General features: G+C 41.5%; 13 protein-coding genes and 1 tRNA gene. 10 read left to right on the plus strand and 4 right to left on the minus strand.

Translation table 11 applies throughout. The annotated features are described in order from the left end of the window. The first annotated feature begins 277 nt into the window (after positions 1 to 277). From V5804_RS09720 to fucP, 5 genes are all read left to right on the plus strand, one after another. Entirely contained in the window at positions 278 to 1,612 is a 1,335-nt protein-coding gene (locus V5804_RS09720) for a vanadium-dependent haloperoxidase (RefSeq protein WP_369591199.1), read from the plus strand. Positions 1,613 to 2,316: 704 nt separating this feature from the next. Beyond that, a complete protein-coding gene (locus tag V5804_RS09725; protein WP_369591200.1) occupies positions 2,317 to 5,523 on the plus strand; it encodes a glycoside hydrolase family 2 TIM barrel-domain containing protein in 3,207 nt (1,068 codons plus the stop codon). A gap of 319 nt (positions 5,524 to 5,842) precedes the next feature. Beyond that, on the plus strand, positions 5,843 to 6,532 hold the full coding sequence (locus tag V5804_RS09730; protein ID WP_369591201.1) for an SGNH/GDSL hydrolase family protein: 690 nt from the start codon (positions 5,843 to 5,845) through the stop codon (positions 6,530 to 6,532). A gap of 184 nt (positions 6,533 to 6,716) precedes the next feature. Further along, positions 6,717 to 8,153 carry a sialate O-acetylesterase gene (locus V5804_RS09735; protein ID WP_369591202.1) on the plus strand — a complete coding sequence of 479 codons (1,437 nt, stop codon included), beginning with the start codon at positions 6,717 to 6,719 and terminating at the stop codon, positions 8,151 to 8,153. 118 nt (positions 8,154 to 8,271) lie between these two features. After that, positions 8,272 to 9,510, plus strand: coding sequence for an L-fucose:H+ symporter permease (fucP, locus tag V5804_RS09740; protein ID WP_369591203.1), 1,239 nt, complete (start codon positions 8,272 to 8,274; stop codon positions 9,508 to 9,510). Between the two features lie 339 nt (positions 9,511 to 9,849). On the opposite strand, the gene V5804_RS09745 is transcribed toward fucP, so the two are convergent. The 3 genes from V5804_RS09745 to V5804_RS09755 form a co-directional block, all read right to left on the minus strand. Then, positions 9,850 to 10,683, minus strand: a complete 834-nt coding sequence (locus tag V5804_RS09745) for a hypothetical protein (protein WP_369591204.1) — start codon at positions 10,681 to 10,683, stop codon at positions 9,850 to 9,852. Further along, positions 10,664 to 11,671 (minus strand): type IV toxin-antitoxin system AbiEi family antitoxin, encoded by a 1,008-nt coding sequence (locus tag V5804_RS09750; protein WP_369591205.1) that lies wholly within the window; start codon positions 11,669 to 11,671, stop codon positions 10,664 to 10,666. The genes V5804_RS09745 and V5804_RS09750 overlap by 20 nt, the downstream gene beginning before the upstream one ends. Positions 11,672 to 12,071: 400 nt before the next feature. Continuing rightward, positions 12,072 to 12,145 (minus strand) — tRNA-Ala (locus tag V5804_RS09755). Positions 12,146 to 12,438: 293 nt separating this feature from the next. Here V5804_RS09755 and V5804_RS09760 point away from each other — a divergent pair. The 3 genes from V5804_RS09760 (at position 12,439) to V5804_RS09770 (ending at position 15,819) form a co-directional block, all read left to right on the plus strand. Next, entirely contained in the window at positions 12,439 to 12,612 is a 174-nt protein-coding gene (locus V5804_RS09760; RefSeq protein ID WP_369591206.1) for a hypothetical protein, read from the plus strand. A 111-nt stretch (positions 12,613 to 12,723) separates the two neighbouring features. Next, complete coding sequence (locus V5804_RS09765) at positions 12,724 to 14,145, plus strand: DNA/RNA non-specific endonuclease (protein ID WP_369591207.1); 1,422 nt, start codon at positions 12,724 to 12,726, stop codon at positions 14,143 to 14,145. Positions 14,146 to 14,292: 147 nt separating this feature from the next. Then, positions 14,293 to 15,819 carry a L,D-transpeptidase family protein gene (locus tag V5804_RS09770; protein ID WP_369591208.1) on the plus strand — a complete coding sequence of 509 codons (1,527 nt, stop codon included), beginning with the start codon at positions 14,293 to 14,295 and terminating at the stop codon, positions 15,817 to 15,819. A gap of 12 nt (positions 15,820 to 15,831) precedes the next feature. Here V5804_RS09770 and V5804_RS09775 read toward each other — a convergent pair whose 3' ends face one another. Next, positions 15,832 to 16,647: a murein L,D-transpeptidase catalytic domain family protein gene (locus V5804_RS09775; protein ID WP_369591209.1), complete on the minus strand. Its 816-nt coding sequence runs from the start codon at positions 16,645 to 16,647 to the stop codon at positions 15,832 to 15,834. 631 nt (positions 16,648 to 17,278) lie between these two features. Here V5804_RS09775 and V5804_RS09780 point away from each other — a divergent pair. Both V5804_RS09780 and V5804_RS09785 read left to right on the plus strand, forming a co-directional pair. Beyond that, positions 17,279 to 17,593, plus strand: coding sequence for a hypothetical protein (locus tag V5804_RS09780; RefSeq protein WP_369591210.1), 315 nt, complete (start codon positions 17,279 to 17,281; stop codon positions 17,591 to 17,593). Between the two features lie 60 nt (positions 17,594 to 17,653). Continuing rightward, positions 17,654 to 17,743, plus strand: coding sequence for a S26 family signal peptidase (locus V5804_RS09785; RefSeq protein ID WP_369591211.1), 90 nt, complete (start codon positions 17,654 to 17,656; stop codon positions 17,741 to 17,743). Positions 17,744 to 17,765: the final 22 nt, after the last annotated feature.

Raw genomic sequence — 17,765 nt, forward strand, 5'->3', positions numbered from 1 at the left:
CTTGCCATCTTTCTAACGTTTGGAAAGGCGCCGTTTGCAGGTTCCCCTCTTGAGAGGGGCAAGGGGTGTGTCCTTTATTTTTATGCCCTAAAAGAAGCATTCGGAATTAAGTTTAAACAATTTCGCCGGAAAAAAACAACATGCTTCTTTTAGCACATAAAAATTGGTGTCAGGAATTCGGTTTCCAAAAAAACACAGAAAGCCATACTGTTTTTTATATGATAAAAGAAGCATTGAAAATAAACCTCAATAAAATTTAAACAAGTCCTGAAGACAGATGAAAAGAAGTTCTTTAAGCATAGTGCTGTTGTTCGTTTTGTTCTTCGTTACAAGTAGCTGCTCCCAAAAAAAACAGCCCGAATTAACAAATCGTGATGTAAGCAAGGTCATCAGCCAAATGAGCGAGCTGATGGTCCATGATGTTACCAACCCGCCTTTGGCTGCAAGGTTTTTTGCATACAGTTGTTTGGCCGGGTATGAAGTGGTATCTGAAAACGACAAGCATATCAAAAGTATGCAGGGCGTATTGAATGAATATCCGGTTATCAAAGTCCCCAAGCAAATATCTGGCTACAATTATCAACTAAGTGCCGTACTTGCCATGATGGAAACCGCCGGGAAATTACAGCCTTCGGGCAGTTTGCTTTTGAAATATGAAGAAAATTATTTGGATTCGTGCAGAAAGATAGGTTTCAGCGACGAGGTAATTGATAGTTCAAAACATTATGCAAAATTCATCAGCAAAAAAATCCTGGCTTATGCAAAAGCGGATAAGTACAGGCAGATCAATAATTATCCCCGTTATAAACTTAAAAAAACGCCCGGTAGTTGGGAGGTTACGCCTCCGGCATACTTAGTGCCGGTTGAACCTTATTTTAATACCATCCGTACTTTAACCCTTAATTCTGCCTCACAATTTGTGCCCGATCCGCCCATCCCTTTTTCTACGGATAAAACATCTGCCTTTTATAAATTCCTACTTTTAAGTTATGCTAAAAGCGGCAATGGCTTATCTCAGGAAGAAAAGAACATTGCCAATTTTTGGGACTGCAACCCGTTTAATGTCCAAAACGAAGGGCACATGCTTTTCGGCTTAAAAAAAATATCGCCCGGTGCACATTGGATGGGCATAACCGGGATTGCCTGCAACCAGGCTAAAACCAGTTTTTCTAAAACTGTGGAGGTAAATACAGTAGTGGCAGTAGGTTTATTGGATTGTTTTATTTGCTGTTGGGAAGACAAGTACCGAACCAACCGGATTCGGCCGGAAACAGCGATCCGCAGGTATATTGATGCCAGTTGGAAACCGTTGTTGCAAACACCGCCATTCCCGGAGTATATAAGCGGGCATTCTGTTGTATCAACCACCTCGGCCGTAATTCTTACCCATTATTTTGGCAATAACTTTAAATACACAGATGATGTTGAGGTAAACTTTGGCATCCCGCCCCGGCATTTTAATTCATTTAACCAGGCTGCAAAAGAAGCTGCCATTTCAAGGTTTTGGGGAGGCATCCATTTTATGGATGCTATTGATAACGGCATTATCCAGGGTACAAAAGTTGGGAACTGGGTTATCAATAAAGTTAATAATGGAGCTAAGAAACCTTGATCAGTAAAAGCATACAGGGGCAAAGGTTATATAAAATTGTAAAAGTTTTTGCTGCTTCTGCGGATAAATTATGAAAGGATTTTTTAGATGATTGATATCGAAGTTCTTTTAACTTATTTCCGGATGCTTCTTTTATGGCATAAAAATTAAGGACACACCCCTGACCCCCTCTCGAGAGGGGAAGCATAATTTGCTACCTTTGTGGCTTTAGCAAGGTAGGCGCCATATTTCCCCTCTCGAGAGGGGGTTAGGGGTGTGTCCTTCAATATTACATTTAAATAAACAGAGTAACCAACACTAAAAGTTTAAACAACTCCGCTTAACCTTTCAATGCTTTTTTAAAAATTTTATTCTCAAATTGTACATATTGACAAGAAATAAGTACAAAAAGACATTTGATAAAGTCGGAATTTATAGTTCTTTGTTCAATATAATTATAACCTTTTTAAATCCGTTCAATTTATCAAATGCTTCTTTTAGCACCTAAAATTCATTGGCTTGGTTTTATCGCCTTGCCGCCGCATTTCTTATCAACAGGGGCGGGGCCAAACCAAATTTATAGGCATAAAAGAAGTATTATAAATTATGAGGACATGGCTTTAAGCAGGATTTAGAAATATAAAACAAGCGGTACAGGCACAAACTAACATAGCAGAAGAAAATATATAATCTCTACAAATTATTTCCTAATGAACATAACATTTATGAGCAAACCCTTTTTTAAAAAACATACTTCCAGGTTTTTACTGGTTTTCTTTTTTGTTTTCATCCACAAAATGAGCCTGGGCTTTCAACAGCAAACAGGAGACGGACTGTCAAAATCAGATACGGCATACGTACCTAAAGAAATACAGGACCCGGAAAACCTTGGCATCAACAAAGAAGCCTACCATGCCACTTTAATGCCTTATGCTTCGTTAAAAGAAGCTTTGGCCGCCAACCGTCATGCCTCTTCTTTTAGCCGCAGTTTGAACGGTATGTGGAAATTCCATTGGGTTGACTGGCCACAAAAACGCCCGGTCAATTTTTATAAAACCTCGTATGATGTTTCCGGCTGGAAAGAGATCAAAGTACCGTCAAGCTGGCAGATCCAGGGTTATGGCGTGCCCATCTACACCAACTTTACGTACCCGTTTAAAAAGGATTTCCCTTTTGTAATGAGCACCCCGCCCGAGAAATACACCGCTTTTAAGGAACGGAACCCGGTGGGCAGTTACCGCCGTGATTTTACCGTTCCTGCCGAATGGAAAGGCCGCCGTACGTTTATCACTTTTGACGGGGTTGATGCCGGTTTCTTTATCTGGGTAAACGGCCGCAAAGTAGGCTACAGTGTAAACAGTCGGAATGCCGCAGAATTTGATTTGACTAAATATATCAAACCGGGCAAAAATACTTTGGCGGTGGAAGTTTACCGCCTTACCACAGGCAGCTACCTGGAAGACCAGGACATGTGGCGGATGAGCGGTATTTTTAGGAACGTTACCTTATGGAGCGCACCGCAGGGACACATCAGGGATTATTTTATCAAAACCAACCTGGACAAACAATACCGCAATGCAGAAGTGGTGGTTGGCGCGAAAGTGAAAAATTACGGCACTACAGCGATCAAAGCCCAGGAAATAAAAGTTTCATTGTACAACGGCACAAGCGCCGTACCCGGAGCTACCGTTAAAAAGGCTGTACCGGCATTAAAGCCCGGCGAAGAGGTAACGGTAAATGCAAGTTTTAACGTAAACAACCCACAAAAGTGGACTGCCGAAACCCCAAAGCTTTACACTTCGGTAATCACCCTAAATGATGGAAACCGTACTGTTGAAACCATGTCTTCACGTACCGGTTTTAGAAATATTGAGATAAAAGGACGGCTATTCCTGGTCAATGGCGTGCCGATCAAACTAAAAGGCGTTAACCGCCATGAGAACTGGCCGGAAGATGGCCACGCAATCACCGAAGATGAAATGATCAAAGATATTGTATTGATCAAACAGGCCAACTGTAACCATGTGCGTACCTGCCACTATTCTGACGACCCGAGATGGTATGAGTTGTGTGATGAGTACGGTATTTACTTAGTTGCCGAAGCCAATTTGGAGTGCCATGGTGCCTGGGACCAGTTTAACGAGGAGCCAAGAATCAAGGCTGCCCTTATTGACCGGAATGTGGCCAACGTGGAGAATTTTAAAAACCACCCATCGGTTATCATCTGGTCGTTAGGCAATGAGTGCGGCAGCGGAGGTTCTAACTTCAGGGCTATATTGGCAGCCATTAAAGCTATTGATGACCGGCCAACACATTATCAGGGTTTTGGTATCGGTGGAAAAAACCCGGCCGATATTGACAGCGAAATGTACACTCAAGTTGGTGAACTGGAAAAAAACGCCAACGACAAAACTTTAACCAAGCCGTTTTATTTGTGTGAATATGCTCATGCCATGTTCAATTCTATGGGTTCGGTAGATATTTATAACGAGTTGTTTGACAAATATCCCCAACTATTGGGCGGTGCAATATGGGAGTGGCAAGATCAGGGCCTCTATAATAACCGTAACCCCCAGCACCCAATCATTGCTTACGGAGGTGGTTTTGGCGATTATCCGAATGACCGTTATTTTATACACAAAGGTGTTGTATTTTCTGACAGATCCCCTAAACCGCATTACCCTGAGCTGAAACATGCTTATCAATGGATCAGTATCCGCGCTAAAGATTTGAAAAATGGCGTGGTTACCATCAAAAACCGGTACCAGTTTATCAACCTAAACGGTTTAAGGGCTAAATGGGAAATCAGTGAAAACGGTGCAGCTATATCTTCCGGTAACCTTGCTTTGGGTGAAATTAAACCGGGCGGGGAACAAGACGTAAAAATACCTTACAAAGTTGCCCCAAAACCGGGTGCCGAGTATTTTTTAAGGGTTTCTTTTGATTTGGCTTCAGATCAAATGTGGGCCAAAAAAGGTTATGAAGTTGCAGCACAGCAATTAGAACTGCCAATGGCTATGCCAGCTTTAAAAACGCCTGTTGCGGCCGGCGGTGTTGCTTTGGCAGACAACAAAGACGCAGTTAAAGTAAACTGTTCAGGTTTCAATATTGAATTTGACAAAGCCAAAGGGACTTTTTCAAAAATGACAGCCAATGGCGATAACCTGTTGCGCGAAAACGGCGGCCCTATGTTGCACTTGTGGCGCGCACCGCATCAAAAAGACGATATGTGGGCATTCGAAAATTGGGACAAATATGGTTTGCAAACGTTAAGCTGGGTAGCCAGCGATGTAAAAAGCAGGCAGGTATCGGCCAATGAAGTTGAAATTTCGGCTAACCTGATAGGAACCGGCAAACAAGGTTTTGTCGTTCATAACCGGGTTACTTATACGATCAACAGCAACGGGCTGATCAACGTGTCCAACAATGTAGATTTTAGTAAACCTGATCTGGTATTGGCCAGACTTGGCGTGCGTATGTTGCTGAGCAAAGACCTCAATAAGTTCGACTACTTTGGTAGGGGCCCGATGGAAAATTATGCAGACAGAAAAAGCGGTTTTGATGTAGGCCACTATTCAAGTTCTGTAAACCAGCAGCTTACCCCATACGAAAAGCCAATGGAAGCAGGCAACCACGAGGATGTGCGCTGGGCCAAGCTTATTTCGGACAAAGGCGACGGGTTAACCGTGAAGCAGGACACCGCTTTGTTACAGGTATCTGCCCTTCCGTACAGCGACGAAGAGATGACACCGGTAGAATATCGAATTGATTTGCCAAAAAGCAGCGGAACGGTTTTATGTGTCAGCCAAAAAACACTTGGTGTTGGTTCAAATGGTTGTGGCCCGCGGCCTTTAGAGCAATACCGCGTTTATGCAAAGCCTGCAACTTTTAGTTACCAAATCCAATTGTCGGGAAAACAGTTACAACCATAATTTAATCCATTAACCGACATTGAAATAATGAAATGATAGGTGGTGCGCCATTACGCTTTGCCTTATTTAAAACGGATAGCCATTAACAGGGCAAAGTGCTTTGTTAGCTAGTCAAATTTGTTATTCAATATTGATTAAAAAGTAAATGCAGGTATTTTATCTGCATTTATTGCAATGCTTCTTTTATGCCCTAAAAATTGGTTTGCATTTGATCTGGATTTTATAGAAATAGTCCTATTTTTAGGCGATAAAAGAAGCATCAGAAACAGGTTGAACAAGATTTAAAATTGAAATTTACAACAGGTTTAAATTATTAATCATGGTTAAAAAACTATTTTCGGCACTTATCGTCCTATTTTTTGCCATTAGTGCTACCAAAGCACAAGACTGGGCCAACATCAAAAAATATCAAGAAGCCAACAGCAAAGTACCGCCGCCTGCCTCCGGGGAAAACCGGGTAGTGTATATGGGTGATTCGATCACTGATTTTTGGATCGGCAACGATTCTACTTTCTTTGCCGGCAAGCCTTATTTTGACCGCGGGATAAGCGGTCAGACAACCGGACAAATGCTGGTGCGTTTCCGCGAAGATGTGATCAACCTGAAACCTAAAGTTGTGGTGATCCTGGCCGGGATAAACGACATTGCCGAGAACAACGGGCCATCAAAACTGGAAGACGTGTTTGGCAACCTTGTATCCATGGCTGAACTGGCAAAAGCCAACAACATCAAAGTGGTGCTGTCGTCAATAACGCCCGCCTTTGCTTTTCCGTGGCGGAAATCTATAGACCCGGTGCCAAAAGTTGCCGCTTTAAACGAAATGATAAAGAATTATTCGGACAAGAACAATATTGTTTACCTGGATTATTTTACAGCCATGGCCGATGCAAGAAGAGGGCTGCCTGCAAATTTGTCGAAAGATGGCGTGCACCCAAACTTGGCAGGTTATAAAATGATGGAACCGCTTGCAGAAAAAGCAATTGAGGCGGCACTGAAAAAAAGAAAATAGTTTCTTTTTGATAAGCGTAATTATTCAGGTTCCAATGCTTCTTTTATCACCTAAAATTCATTGGTTTCTGTTTTGTTCAGGTTGATTCAGGCACCAATTTTATAGGGTAAAAGAAGCATCCTGATTTTTAATATTTATAAGTGTATTTATCAACAGCACAATTGATTTAGCCCTAAAAAAAATAATGAAAACTTTCCTTTGTTTTATGGCCATGGCTTTTAGCCTTTCCGCTTTTTCATCCCCGCCGGGCGAAAAAAAAGCGTTAAAAGTATGCAACTTGTTTTCGGACCATATGGTGCTTCAACAACGGGAAAAAGTAAATTTTTGGGGAAAAGCAGGCCCCGGTGAAAAACTGACCATTTCTGCCAGTTGGGGAAAGAATGCTTCAACCAATGCAGATGCTGCCGGCAATTGGAAAGTAAAACTGCTTGCCCCTAAAGCAGGCGGCCCATACACCATCAATATTAAAACGAAAGACAGCAATATTGCTATTAACGATGTGCTGGTTGGCGAGGTTTGGCTGGCTTCTGGCCAATCAAACATGGACATACCTTTAAAAGGCTGGCCGCCGGGCGATACGATTTTGAATTCAAAGCTGGAAATTAGTAAAGCCAGTTATCCAAACATCAGGTTGCTGAAAGTGCCTTTTGGCATCTCAACAACCCCTTTGGATTCTATCGGCGGAAAATGGAACGCGGCATCGCCGGAAACAGCAGGCGATTTTAGTGCCACCGCTTATTTTTTCGCCCGAAAACTTTACCAGGAACTGCATGTGCCAATTGGGATCATCCAATCTTCCATCGGAGGGACACCGGCAGAAGCCTGGACAAGCAGGGGCTATCTGGAAAAAATAGGGGACTTTGATGCAGCAATAGCCGAACAGGAAAAACCTCAAAACAAAACGGAAAAACCTAAAATCAACAGTAATTCTCCTACGGTACTTTTTAATGCGATGATCAACCCGCTGATCCCTTACACCATCAAAGGTGTGATTTGGTACCAGGGCGAATCAAATGTTGGCCGGGCAGAACAGTATAAAAAACTTTTTCCGAATATGATCGAAGACTGGCGGAACAAATGGGGCAATCAGCTTCCGTTTTATTTTGTACAATTGGCGCCCTATATTTACAAAGACCCAAAACAAACGGAACAGTCCCAAAAGCTGAGGAATGCACAACGTTACGGTTTAAAGCTGCCCAAAACCGGCATGGTATCAACTTTGGATATTGGGTATCTTAAAACCGCGCACCCGCCCAACAAACAAGAAGTGGGCAACCGTTTGGCAAGGTTTGCATTGGCCAATGAGTATGGACAGAATTTGGTCAAATCAGGCCCGTTATACAAAAAAGCGGTTGCATCAGGTAAGGAACTTATCGTTGATTTTGATGATGTAGGAAGCGGCTTGCTTGCATCAGACAAAGGGCTGACGAATTTTGAGATAGCGGGGGCAGATAAAGTTTACGTTCCGGCACAAGCCAAAATAGTTAACAATAAAGTAGTTGTCAGCAGTCCTTCGATTGCCGCACCTGTTTATGTCAGGTATGCCTGGAGCGACAGCAGCGCCGCAACTTTGTTTAATAAGGAAGGGTTGCCTGCTTCAACATTTACTTCTGAAAATTGACGGTTTAGTGGAGGGCTTAATTGCTTTTTTGATACATTGCCTTTAAATGTACGTGTTTCTAATCTGGCTCAGCTAATTACCTTTTATCAACAGCACATTCTCTTTCAATAACCAATAGATGTCTCAAAAAGCAGCATTTACAGAAAAAAGGTTTTTAGTTACCTTCATTTCTGTTACTTCATTATTTTTAATGTGGGGCGTTTTACTCTCCATGAGCGATGTATTGAACAAGCACTTCCAAGACGTGCTGAACTTGTCTAAAGCTAAATCGGGGCTGATACAGCTATCTGTATTTGGGGCTTATTTTGTGATGAGTATTCCCGCAGGCTACTTTCTTAAAAAATTTGGGTACAAGCCCGGCGTGCTTTTAGGCCTGGCTTTATTTGCCATGGGCGTATTTTTATTTGTTCCTGCCGCCAATGCAGCATCCTTTAATTTTTTCAGGATTGCATTGTTTGTCATGGGCTGCGGTATGGCTACGCTCGAAACTGTGGCACATCCCTTTGCTGCCGCTTTGGGCGATCAACGTACCAGTGATCAGCGAATCAATTTTGCACAATCGTTTAACGCTGTGGGTACGATCATTGGCCCGGCAATCGGATCCTATTTTTTACTGCGTGTAGCAAGCAACCACTCAACAGGCCTTGCTTCTGTTAAGACACTTTATATTGCTATTGGTTGTGTCATTGTATTTATCGGTATCGTGTTTTTGTTTTTAAAAATACCGGTACTTACAGACCCGCACAAGCCTGTATCAGATGCAGCGGCAGTAAACGTTGATTTAGCGCCCTCTAAAAAGCTTTACCAGCACAGGCATTTTGTGTGGGCGGTAATAGCGCAGTTTTTTAATGTTGCGGCACAGGCCGGCACATGGGCGTTTTTTATTAATTACGGACATGAGGTAATGGGTTTTAGCAACCAGACAGCAGGCAATTATATGATTGTTTTTATGGCCATGATGGCAATTGGGCGTTTTGTCGGCACTTTTTTGATGCGTTTTATCCAGCCCCATAAATTGTTGGCAGCCTTTGCCTGTGGCAGCATCATCATGTGCCTGTTGGTAACCCAACGCTTAGGCTGGGCATCTTATATTGCTTTGATGATGGTCAACTTCTTTTTTAGTATCATGTTTCCAACCATTTTTAGCTTAGGCTTAAAAAACCTGGGGCCGCATACGCAACAAGCCTCTTCGTTTATATCTATGGGCGTGGTGGGCGGTGCATTTTTTCCGCTTATTATGGGGCTGGTAGCCAACCAGGATGTGGCCAAAGCATATTATCTGCCTATCATTTGTTATATCGTGATATTCCTTTTTGGGTATAAATTTTACAAGGTCCGTTTATCTGTCCAGTCCTGATTTTACTTTTGGTTTGATAGGTTGAAGTTTAAGGAATTTTCAGGTTTGTCGGATCCGGAAATGAAGTTTGTATGCTGGTAATTAACGTAGCAGGTTTTAAGAACCGAGCTTTGCAGTATATCTTTCCGATACTTCTTTTACCACATAAAAATCATAGGCCAATTCTGTTTTTTAGCGAAGCATACGGAAACAAGATTTATAGGCATAAAAGAAGCATGATAAAATTTTCTAATGTTTTTGAAATTTACGATAGCTGATACCTATTATCAGGGATTGATGCGTAATTTTGGGAATTTGTTGAAATGTAACTTCAAAAAAGCATCCTCGGAATAGTGTAAATTAGCTATCAATGGTTAGTCCTATTAACATTGCCTTTAAAAGTGATAATACTTGCACAATAGTTTTATCTATCTCACTAACCATATTCCTAATAAAGGCACTGTTTTCTTGTTTTTCTATTAAGCCTGTAATGATTTTTTGAAGCCTCATTAACAGGCTTTCATTGGTGCCAATAATTTTTTTAATTTCACGGCCGATAACAATAGCTGAAATTTCTTCCAAGTCCAAATCCTCACCACCAAATAAATCGCTGTAGTGTTCATAGATCAATTCTGTTTGCAAGTCAAAAAAGTGTATTAGGATATTAGCAATATCTCTCGAATCTTTTAAACGGTGTTCCGGGCGGTCATCAAAGGCAATAAACTTTAGAAGGACTATTGCAGGCAGGGTTGCTATTTTAAACTGATGGCCTGTCTCGATCTTAACTTGTTGCGTCCCTGATTGGTAAACTTCCATAAAGCCGTTAACCTTAATGTTTGCCAGTCCTATTCCTTCCAGTTTTACCCCTTCATCTATATCTACTTCTCCAAATGGCAATATATCTACTTGTACACCTGAAGGAGTAAGCATGACAAATTGGTTTTCCTTCGTATCCTGAAATTTGTTCTGTGCAATCAAGTATGCTTTTAAGTCCTCATATTCTTTTTGGCTGCCAACCATTACTGCAAAATCCACATCTTTTGTTGTACGAAATACCTTGTTTTCCCTTGAATACCATACATCCCTTGCCAGCGCGCCTACCAGGTAAAAATCAATTCCTACTATATCAAATGCTTGTTCCAAGGCATCAAATACTTCTTTTAATTCTCCTTGCCTAATACCGCTCAAATTCATCTTTCAGGTATTTATTATAAATCAGTTCTGCGGTTTCGTGGCACCTGGGGTCATCGGTAATAATCAGGTCAGCATATACCAGTAGGATAGGAGCATAAGTAAAAGGTTTAGCATCTTCAACAGCCCAAAATTTCTTATAAAGCTGAACCTCTCCCTTTGCAACAGGTATCAATTTCCACTCGCGAATGATAGCAGTTTTGTTTTCGCCTGTATATAAAGTTAAAATTGCAGGTTTTAGGTAGTTTGTCAGTAGTGCTGCTGCCGGTTCTCCTCCCCAAACATTTTTATCCTGATTGATGGGCAAGCTTTCCCAATTGGTTAAATTCTCCTGATTCCAAAACTTATAATTGCCAATCAATAATGAAGGCTTTAATGTTTCCCGATATCCTGCGATCCATCTTTCTAACAACGCCTTTTTGTTTTGTAATTGCATCCTCTTTTCATCAATCTGCAAAACAAAACCTGTTTCTTTCAAGCCAGATATTACATTGTTAATATTGCCTAAAGCTACGTCTGTTGCTCCCGCAATCTGCCGGTAAGTCTGTTGGATTGCTTCTTTATTTTGTAACAGATGGAACACTACTTTTAATCCGGTTTTGGTAAATGCCCGGTTGGTTACTGTCTTTTTGATTTCAATAGGCTTATTGCCATCTATCCAAACAAAATGCTTGTTCACATGGAGGTAGATATTACCGGCTGCATCTAAGTAAGCTATCTTTTCCTCGCGCAATGCTTCTTTTATCGTTGGAAAAATATGGTTTGCCACAATCATCAAAGGTTTATATTTCTCAGCCAAAGCAAAGATTTGTGGAAGTTGGTGTTGCCGAAGCTCATTTCTTGTTTCCACAAATAGATGCAGCTTTTCCTTGTTGAAAAATAAATCTACTTCGCCATCAATTTCCTTGTCTAAAGCTTTCCAATGAAATTCTATTCCTGTAATCGCGGTAAACCGGTCAAATGCTGTTTGTACTGTTTGTTTTCCGTTCATAATATAGTTAAGTTCACGTTACGTGAACAAATATATTTAATGAACAAACATATAAAATAAAATGATTAAACTTTGCTGAACTCCCTTTTGGAACAAGTGATGTTGTAAATAAACTTGTTTAAACTAATTCTTTGATGCTTTGCACTATGCTTCTTTTACCATATAAAAATTGGTGAATGCCTGGTTTTGATTTGTTTAAGCTGGTAAAGACACCAATTTTTAGGTGGTAAAAGAAGCATCAACCTAAAAATGAGGGCCAGAAAAAAAGCTAAACTGCTTTACGATTTACGCCTGCAATCAGAACCGTAATTACTAAAAGTTAAGAAAACATGCTGGCTTATTATTGGACTAAAAAAAATCAGGCTTTCAAGTTTATTACTTAAAAGCCTGATTTTTAAAGTGGAGAATATCGGAGTCGAACCGATGACCTCTTGCATGCCATGCAAACGCTCTAGCCAGCTGAGCTAATCCCCCGTTTGTTGCTGCAAAACTAATAAAAAGTTTTTCGTTCGCAAATTTTATCAAACTGCAATTGCCTTGTTTTTCAATTTAAAAACTGTAGGTTGAAGTTGTGATAAATAAAAGCTTACAGGATAGAAGCAAAACTTTTGTTGCTGATCTTCTACGCAAAAATATTTCTGATGCTTCTTTTAGGGGTGTTTTTTCTACATCTTTTAACAAAAATGCACGTAATAATAGCGTTTATGCGGCCGGTTGTTTTAGGATAGGATTTTGTATGACCAGCACGCCACTCAAACCTAATTAAAATGAATACAGAAATAAACGATCAGCCTCAAAACGAAATCGCGGTATATGTTTACTCAGAAAAAATGCCCGCGGTTAAAAGGTGCACCATTTGCCAAACCGAACTAACCATCGTTCAGCATATTCATTACACCAGTTTTGGTTTGCAGTTGTGCGACGATTGTTTGTATTTGTAATATTCCGGTTCCTGTTTTTCTTATTTGATAAATTGCTATTTTTTGTAGTAATTTTATCGCGAAATGAAGGACGGGAAAATACGCCGATTGACAAAAACCTGCCGGTTGGCCATGTTGTTTTTAACGGCTGTAATTTTAACTTCCTGCGGAAATAACCCTCAACAAACCGCGCCGCCGCCAACCAATACTTCCGTAAGTTATGGCGGAAATTACCATACAGCTTTAACCCTGACCGAAGATTTTGAGCAAGGCCACAAAGCAGCCTACGCAAGCGGAAATATTGTTTTTAAAACCGGCAATTGGCTTTTGCAGGATGCCCTGACCGGCAGCAGCGAGGCTGATTACAAAACCGGAAAGCAGTCCGTCCGCATCCGTAACAATGGCAAGATCAGTATGCTTTTTGATGTGGATGGTGCTTCAACCGTAACCGTTAAACATGCAGCTTATGGCGAAGACGGCGCTTCTGCCTGGGCTTTGTTTGTGGCTTCTTCCAACGATAAAACTTTTAAACAAGTTGGCGCAACCATCATCAGCAGCAACCATAATTTGCAAACGGCAACTTTCAATATCAATAAAACGGGCCGTATCCGGTTTGAAATCCGCAAACTTTCGGGCGGTAAAAACCGCATCAATTTGGATGATTTTACGATCAGTGGGACCGGGGACATTCAAAACGAAGGCGGCACTTCGGTAAGTACGGGCGATACAATTGTGGGCACAAAACCCAGCCCTACAGATTCTGTTGCCGCTGGCGATAACGATAATCTGCTGTTGGGAAACCCGAGCGGCGCCACGCACAGCCTCAGCAATTACAACAATTACCTCATCAACCAAAAATATTATACCGAAAGTTACAGCCGCGACCGCTGCGGGCCAAACTGGGTTTGCTGGCATTTGGGCGCAACGGATTTGGGAAGCGCCAGCCGTTCAAACGATTTTCGGCCGGATACCAAATTGCCCGCCGGTTGGTACGAAGCGCAGGATTACAGCTATCAGGGTTCGGGTTTTGATAAAGGCCACAATTGCCCTTCCGGCGACCGCACCAATACTTCGGATGCCAATTCTGCTACTTTTTTGCTGGACAACATTGTTCCGCAGGCACCGTATAACAACCAGCGCACCTGGGAGCATTTGGAAAGTTTTACGCGCGGCCAGGTGCAGCAAGGCAACGAGGTTTATATTATGATGGGCAGTTACGGCACGGGCGGGACGGGTTCAAAAGGTTATGCCGAAACGATTGACGAAGGCAGGATCAACGTACCGGCCCACATCTGGAAAGTGGTGGTGATCATCCCGAACGGCGACCAGGATTTAAAACGCATCAACAAAAACACAACGGTGATTGCGGTGGATACGCCGAACGACAACAGCATCAACCCAAACTGGATGCAGTACATTTGCACCGTGCGCGATATTGAAAAAAATACAGGCTACAATTTACTTTCCAATTTGCCAAAAGCTGTGCAGGATGCAATTGAGACCAGCCGTTATGCGGGAACGCCAAAATCAAAAAGGAGTTATGCTGATGACTGATGCTTCTTTTACCGGCATAAATTTAGTGTGCTAAAAGAAGTATGGATAAAAATCTACCGTAAACAAATATGCAAAACCGGAACAACCAAACGTTAAAACATATATTTCTAAATTGTGTATCTATATCAACTATTTCAAACAAAAAAAATGAATAAAATAAGCCGCTATACTAAAATTGTATTGCTTTCGATCTTGGTGCTTTTCGTGATGAATGGATGCAAGAAAAAGCATTCGCCAATGGCACAAGTCCTCTTCAAAAAATACCAAAACAAGGTTTACAACAACTTAGACCCGGAAGCTTTTTCGACAGTTTTCCAACAAATGCTGGTCGAGAAAAAATCCTTAATGACCAATCCTAAACTCATTTCTGCTTTTTACGAACAGCACAATTACGAGCCGGTGTTTGTGCTGCAGCATTTGCCAAAAGATGAGTTGCAGGTTATGGCCTCTTACTATCAAAAGGCAGGCGAACATGGTTTAGACCCGAAGCTTTTTCAATCAGACAGGATCAGCGAACTGCTTAAAAAAATAGGCGATAAAAACAGTATCAAAACTGTGGACGAAGCTTATCAAAACATGGCCGAACTGGAAATCCTCACTGCCAATTCATTGATCAATTACAGCAATGCCCTGCAGTTTGGCGTCATTAGCCCTAAAAAAATATATGCACGTTACTTTACCGAGACCAAACGCCCGGACATTTTGAGCATGACACACGTTTTAGAAGTGAATAATTTGAAAAGCTTTTTGGACAGTATCCAGCCTAAAAACCCGCAATATTTGGCTTTACAGAAAGCGTTGCAATCGGGCGAAACTGCGCCGGGGATGTCTAAAACAGAAACCGAAAGGATTTTGAAAGTAAACCTGGAGCGTTTGCGCTGGAAAAACAAACCGACGGAAGAACGTTATGTCATCGTGAACATTCCGGATTATCGTTTAAATGTAATGGACCATGATTCATCCGTTTTAAACATGAAAGTTTGTGTGGGCGAGGGAAGGAACAAAACCAACGAAGACAATGTGGCAGAGTACAGCGAAGACGACAAGGTGCGCGACGTGCCTTTTACGCGCGAAACGCCCCAACTGAACAGTGAAATCAACAGTGTGCAGGTAAACCCGATTTGGAATATCCCGCAAAGTATTGCCTCCAACGAGATCATCAAGGAAGCGGCCGAAGACCCGTATTACCTTTCCAACAAAAACATTGATGTTTACAAAGGCGGCAAAAAAGTGGAAGACCCGGAAACCATCAACTGGGCTTCTGTTTCGAAAGACAATTTGCCTTACACTTTTAAGCAGCAATCCGGCGGAGATAACTCTTTGGGCAAGATCAAGTTTTTGTTCCCTAACAAAAGCAGCGTTTATTTGCACGATACGCCTGCCCAGGCACCTTTTAAACAAGCCATGCGTGCCGTGAGCCACGGTTGTGTGCGTTTAGAAAAACCTTTGGATTTGGCGCATACGTTGTTTGGTGATGGCAGCCAGTTTGAGCAGATCAAAGAAGATATGCAGGAAACCGACCCAAAAGCAAGGAACCTTTCTTTGCCAAAAAAGGTTCCTGTTTATATCACGTATGTAACTTGCTGGGCCGAAAACGGAAAGCTGGTTTATCGCCCGGATGTTTACGGTTTGGATATTGTGCTGTACACGCACATTCAAAAAATGTTGTCGTAAAAGAAGTATCTGCTAAAGCATGGCCTGCAACGGGCCGTGCATAGCGGCTTCGGGGAAAAGATAGTTGGCCGCCAAATCCTGGTCTAAGTATTTAGAACTGTAGCGGTTGTCAGAGCCGTTGATATATAATACTGTTTTGTCTTTAATCAGGTTAATGATGGTCTGTGTCAGTTCGGGTGCAACTGCCGGGCAGCCAAAACTCCTGCCCAAACGGCCTAAGTTTTTGATCGTTTGCTCGCTTACATAATCAGCACCGTGGATCACGATGTCGCGCTGGCGGGCATTGGTATTAAAGTTTTCGTCCAAACCATCCAAACGCAAAGAGCGGCCGTGTTTTCCGTTATAAATCTCGCCTGTCAAATAAAAACCAAGGCTGCTTTGGTGCGAACTATCAATATTAGAAAATTGGTTTGGCAGATCGTCTCCGCTGCCTTGTCCGTGCGCAACCCAGGTATTTAACAGCAGTGATCCTGATTGCAGATCAATGATCCACATCCTTTTTACACAGCTTGATTTGGTAAAATCAACAATGGTGATGATGGAATTATGGTCGTTTAGACTGGTTGTGTTTTTCAGGTTGTAAAAACCGGTTACGGCCTTGGCAAAAACATCTTCGTTTAAACCGGCCGCATATAAATTTGCCGTCTGGTAAATTTTGCTAAGGTACGTTGAATACAAAAGTTCTTGTGGCGAAAGCGTGCTTTTTTGCCTGGCCCGGGCGAGGTTTGTTTGAGAAGAACGGGTAAAAGTTTTAAGGGTTGTACTGATAATGGTTACGGAAAGTGCTAATGAAAGTAAGATAGATTTTTTAAAAAAATTCTTATTCATAAATGGCTGTTTTCGATTTATATTGATTAAAAGGGGTTACGTAAAATTTCAGTAATAGGTTTGCTTTAGGTTGAATAATTGTAGCAAAAACTTTCCACTTGTCCTGATTTTGATAAAGAAAATGTAGTTGATAATAGACGAAATCTTTATTTTTTTATTGTGCTGAAAAACAAGTTTTTTTATTGGTTTTAGATATAAAAGTAATTAAACGCTTCAAATGATTGAATAGTATGAATTTGTTAATTACGGCCTGAAATTTGATATTTTACTGACACCAAACTATTAATCAATTTATCATTCAGCTAAAAAATTATGGCAACGAAAGACAAATCAAAATCCGAAGATGCAAAGACCTTGAAAGACCCAAAAGCTTCTAAAGAAGAAAAAAGCAAAGCCGGCAAAGACATGGCCAGCGGAAAAAAGAAAAAGTAATTTTCAACAGAAAAACCTTTCGCTCGAAGGGTTTTTCTGTTTTTTAGAAGTTTACCGATACAAACTTTACTGCCCTAAAAGAAGCATCAAAAAAACAAGGGCAGACCGATCAAAAGCTTTAAGGCAATTTTTATTATGGTGATATGCGATAAAATGTGTACTTTGGGCTTTATTTATTCCGAAACTAAAAACATAACTTATGGGATTTGACCAATATCACGAACCGGCACACGAACTGCCGGAACAAACCAGGACTTTTGCACGTATGATTGCCTCTTTGGGCGAAGAAGCCGAAGCCATCAACTGGTACGAACAACGCATTTCAGTTGAGAAAGACGAAAGTGCAAAAGCCATCATGCAAAACGCGCAAAAAGAAGAGTTTAAGCATTTTGGGATGGATTTAGAATTTCTGCTCCGGCAAAAACCACTTTGGCGCGAAACCCTTCAGGCAATTTTATTTAAGGAAGGAAGCATTACGGAGCTGGGCGAAAAAGGGGAAAAGGCTGCAGAATAGTTATTTTGGTTGGAGTTTTTTTTTGGTTGGGAAGTACAAATTTCAATTAGCAGGCACTGATTGGGCGATAACTGCTATAACTCGTTAGACAGCCGTTTCTGGGGTTTAATACTTGGAGACCACATAGTCGGCAAAGCTTTATTTATGTGAATGAGCTAGGAATGTTTCTCTA

The sequence above is a fragment of the Mucilaginibacter sp. genome, assembly GCF_041088075.1.
Taxonomy (GTDB): domain Bacteria; phylum Bacteroidota; class Bacteroidia; order Sphingobacteriales; family Sphingobacteriaceae; genus Mucilaginibacter_A.

What these genes read in the sequence shown, in the direction of transcription:
- V5804_RS09720 (WP_369591199.1), top strand. Translation starts at nt 278, where the DNA reads ATGAAAAGAAGTTCTTTAAGCATAGTGCTGTTGTTCGTTTTGTTCTTC.
- V5804_RS09725 (WP_369591200.1), top strand. Translation starts at nt 2,317, where the DNA reads ATGAGCAAACCCTTTTTTAAAAAACATACTTCCAGGTTTTTACTGGTT.
- V5804_RS09730 (WP_369591201.1), top strand. Translation starts at nt 5,843, where the DNA reads ATGGTTAAAAAACTATTTTCGGCACTTATCGTCCTATTTTTTGCCATT.
- V5804_RS09735 (WP_369591202.1), top strand. Translation starts at nt 6,717, where the DNA reads ATGAAAACTTTCCTTTGTTTTATGGCCATGGCTTTTAGCCTTTCCGCT.
- fucP (WP_369591203.1), top strand. Translation starts at nt 8,272, where the DNA reads ATGTCTCAAAAAGCAGCATTTACAGAAAAAAGGTTTTTAGTTACCTTC.
- V5804_RS09745 (WP_369591204.1), bottom strand. Translation starts at nt 10,683, where the DNA reads ATGAATTTGAGCGGTATTAGGCAAGGAGAATTAAAAGAAGTATTTGAT.
- V5804_RS09750 (WP_369591205.1), bottom strand. Translation starts at nt 11,671, where the DNA reads ATGAACGGAAAACAAACAGTACAAACAGCATTTGACCGGTTTACCGCG.
- V5804_RS09760 (WP_369591206.1), top strand. Translation starts at nt 12,439, where the DNA reads ATGAATACAGAAATAAACGATCAGCCTCAAAACGAAATCGCGGTATAT.
- V5804_RS09765 (WP_369591207.1), top strand. Translation starts at nt 12,724, where the DNA reads ATGTTGTTTTTAACGGCTGTAATTTTAACTTCCTGCGGAAATAACCCT.
- V5804_RS09770 (WP_369591208.1), top strand. Translation starts at nt 14,293, where the DNA reads ATGAATAAAATAAGCCGCTATACTAAAATTGTATTGCTTTCGATCTTG.
- V5804_RS09775 (WP_369591209.1), bottom strand. Translation starts at nt 16,647, where the DNA reads ATGAATAAGAATTTTTTTAAAAAATCTATCTTACTTTCATTAGCACTT.
- V5804_RS09780 (WP_369591210.1), top strand. Translation starts at nt 17,279, where the DNA reads ATGGGATTTGACCAATATCACGAACCGGCACACGAACTGCCGGAACAA.